This is a genomic window from Terriglobus sp. YAF25 (assembly GCF_052113305.1).
Classification (GTDB): domain Bacteria; phylum Acidobacteriota; class Terriglobia; order Terriglobales; family Acidobacteriaceae; genus Terriglobus.
On record NZ_JBFRCY010000776.1, the window covers coordinates 1 to 2,896 of the forward strand.

The 2,896-nt window shown below is 55.0% G+C and carries 2 protein-coding genes and 2 pseudogenes; 3 read left to right on the forward strand and 1 reads right to left on the reverse strand.

Translation table 11 applies throughout. The features are described from left to right. From AB4043_RS23565 to AB4043_RS23575, 3 genes and pseudogenes are all read left to right on the forward strand, one after another. A pseudogene (locus AB4043_RS23565) lies at positions 1-527 on the forward strand (cobyric acid synthase); the annotation flags it as partial. Continuing rightward, positions 524-1,504 carry an adenosylcobinamide-phosphate synthase CbiB gene (cbiB, locus tag AB4043_RS23570; protein WP_442298919.1) on the forward strand — a complete coding sequence of 327 codons (981 nt, stop codon included), beginning with the start codon at positions 524-526 and terminating at the stop codon, positions 1,502-1,504. The pseudogene AB4043_RS23565 and the gene cbiB, both read left to right, overlap by 4 nt. Beyond that, positions 1,497-2,183: an aminotransferase class I/II-fold pyridoxal phosphate-dependent enzyme gene (locus AB4043_RS23575; RefSeq protein WP_442308267.1), complete on the forward strand. Its 687-nt coding sequence runs from the start codon at positions 1,497-1,499 to the stop codon at positions 2,181-2,183. Before cbiB ends, AB4043_RS23575 begins: the two co-directional genes overlap by 8 nt. Before the next feature lie 241 nt (positions 2,184-2,424). On the opposite strand, the pseudogene AB4043_RS23580 reads toward AB4043_RS23575, so the two are convergent. Continuing rightward, a pseudogene (locus AB4043_RS23580) lies at positions 2,425-2,896 on the reverse strand (RNA polymerase subunit sigma-24); the annotation flags it as partial.

The following is a 2,896-nucleotide window of genomic DNA, read 5'->3' on the forward strand; positions in this document are numbered from 1 at the left end:
GATGGAAAGCTCGTCGACGGATGGAAAGCTCGTCGACGGTCAACGGCCTCGGGCTCCTCGCAATTCGCACCAGTATGCGGCCTGACAAAATGACTCGTATCAGCTGCGGTCATCTGCTTGCCCCCTCTCTTTTTGGCCAACCGCTCTCTTCCACGGATGTGCGCGGTTATGAGGTTCATCTCGGCGAAACGGAATATCTCGAAGGGGCTTCTCCATTTGCTCGTATATCGGCCGACGGGTGGAACGGCACTTTTCTAGATGGCTGCATCGCAGACGGAGGGAATGCATTTGGAACCTATCTCCACGGTATCTTTGACACCGATAGCTTCCGCCATTCATTTCTCATCGCGGCCCGGCAGTTCTGTCACCTCGCTGCGCCGGAAAGGCTCGAAGACTGGAGGCAGCGGCGTGAGCAATCCCTTGATCGTCTGGCAACCACAGTGCGAAGTGCTGTTGATTTGAAGACAATCTTTGCGTTTGCCGGCATCACCTGCAACGAAGAGCTGCAGGCAAAGGAGGATCGTTGAATCGCCCGATCCTCCTCGCCCTAACTTATCTGGCTGACCAGCTTGCCGGAGACCCCGAGTGGTTGCCACATCCCGTCAGGATAATCGGCTCTTCTATCTCCTACGGAGAGGCAAAGCTGCGCTATCCCAAGCAATCAGCAGGTTCCAAGCTTGTCACCGGTGCGGCGCTTACTTTGGCCGTCGTTGGATCGACTTACTGGATTGCCGCCGCCCTTCCTCGCATAGCCCGTCGACGTTCAAGACGACTGGGCAACGCTGTGGAATTACTTCTGGGCTGGACCTGCCTTGCCGCGCGCAATCTCGAGCAAGAGGCGAAAGCAGTAACGCGAGCGCTCGATGCAGACGACCTCCCACTCGCACGCATGCGGCTATCCAGAATCGTCGGCCGCGACACCGAACATCTGAGCGCGGAGGAGATCAGCCGCGCCGTCATTGAAACGGTTGCAGAGAGCGCATCGGATGGGATTATTGCACCGCTGTTTTACATGGCCGTCGGAGGTGTGCCGCTGGCTATGGCCTACAAAGCCATCAACACGCTCGACTCAATGATCGGTCATTCCGATGACCGCTACTTCTTCTTCGGTAAGTTTGCGGCGCGATTCGACGACGTTGCAAACTTCCTCCCCTCAAGATTCTGCGCCCTTAGCATTGTTGGCGCGACGCCTTTCGTGAAAGGTTCGGATGCGCTCTCAGCATGGAGCATCTGGCAACGCGATGGGGCAAAACACAAGAGTCCAAATGCGGGCCAACCTGAAAGCGCCATGGCCGGAGCACTACATGTCGCACTCGGCGGCGATAACACTTATTCGGGCGAAGTGATTCGGGGGCAACGCATTGGTGGTGAGTTCTCCTCTCCTGATTCACAAAAAGCAGCACAGGCCATGCGGCTCATATCAGTTGCAACTGTCATCGGCCTTGGCTTGGGGATATTCATCACTGCACTTCGAACGCCTGGGAGAGACAAGTCAAATGTCTAATTCAGAGAGTTACCCTCGTCATGGAGGTCAGCTCAGGTTTATTTCGAACAAGTTTGGCATCCCCGTATCTCGCCTTGTCGACTTCAGCGCAAATATCAATCCAGACGGCCCGCCAGTAGCAGTCTTATCCGCTTTACGAGCGAGCCTCGAAGAGATCGAGACCATCACGGCATATCCAGACTTGGACTCGATTGAGCTCAAGAATGCCATCGCGAAATATTCGCAAGTTTCACCCCATAACATCATCGTAGCGAATGGCTTCGTACCACTTCTGGAAGCCGTTCTGCGCGCCCTTCCAATCCATCGTTGCTTGCTTGTTGTACCTGCGTTTGTGGAATACAGGAAAACGCTCGAACGTGCGGGCGTCGAGATTGCAATAGAAGTTGCGGGCGCTGAGACGTCTTTCGAATACGACATAGACAATATGCTCGATCAAAGCTGCGACGCCATCCTCATGGCGAATCCTCAAAACCCATCAGGTATTTGCCAGCACCCCAAATTTCTCCCAAAGCTCATCGAGGCAGCCGCCAAGAAAAACATTTATATCCTGCTCGACGAGGCGTTCATCGACTATGTACCCAGCGCTCGAACGCAACCTGAGGCTTCTGCCACTTACCATTTACCCAGCGGCAGCAAACTTCCTCCTCTTTCGAGTTCCGCCTGGGATCGACCCTCTTAGATTTTGGCAGCACATGATTACCGAACACGGAGTCGTACTACGCTCCTGCGCCGACTACGAAGGCTTACCCGAGGGGCACTTCCGCGCAGCGGTCAAAACCCCGAAAGAGAATAACGAACTGGAAGAAGCAATTGAAAGCGCCTTAGCAGCATTGGCATAACGAAGCCTCGAATGAAGGACGGCGAAATCGACAGCCTCGGATTTTTGATTGAAACTAGCTCTCTAGGAGCGGAGAATGCCTTTATTTCGTTACCGCGTCATTGCCGAATTGGAGTTTTTGTGCGCATATGCGAGCCCGCTCCAAGAGTAGTTCCCGCTCGCGAGTGTTGCGGGTGAGAGTCGCAGCGGACTCGAATTCCACGCAGGCCTCTTTGTGGCGGCCCAATCTGCTCAGAAGATCTCCCCGAACACTCGAAAAAAGATGATATCTACTCAGAGAAGGCTCACCGGCAAGCGCATTGACCAGGCCGAGACCAACCTCTGGACCAAAGGCCATTCCAAGTGCGACAGCACGATTCAAGTCCACCACGGGTGATGGCGCGGTTCGGGACAACGCACCATACAGAGTGACGATGCGCATCCAATCAGTCTCTTCCGGTGTACGGGCTCGGATGTGGCAGGCAGCGATCGCCGCCTGCAAAGCATATGGTCCTTGCTCGGCGCTGAGAGCTTCAGAGCGATCAAGTGCGGCAAGGCCGCGATGGATCAGAAGC

Coding starts and splice junctions, on each gene's coding strand:
- AB4043_RS23575 (WP_442308267.1), top strand. CDS start 1,497: ATGTCTAATTCAGAGAGTTACCCTCGTCATGGAGGTCAGCTCAGGTTT.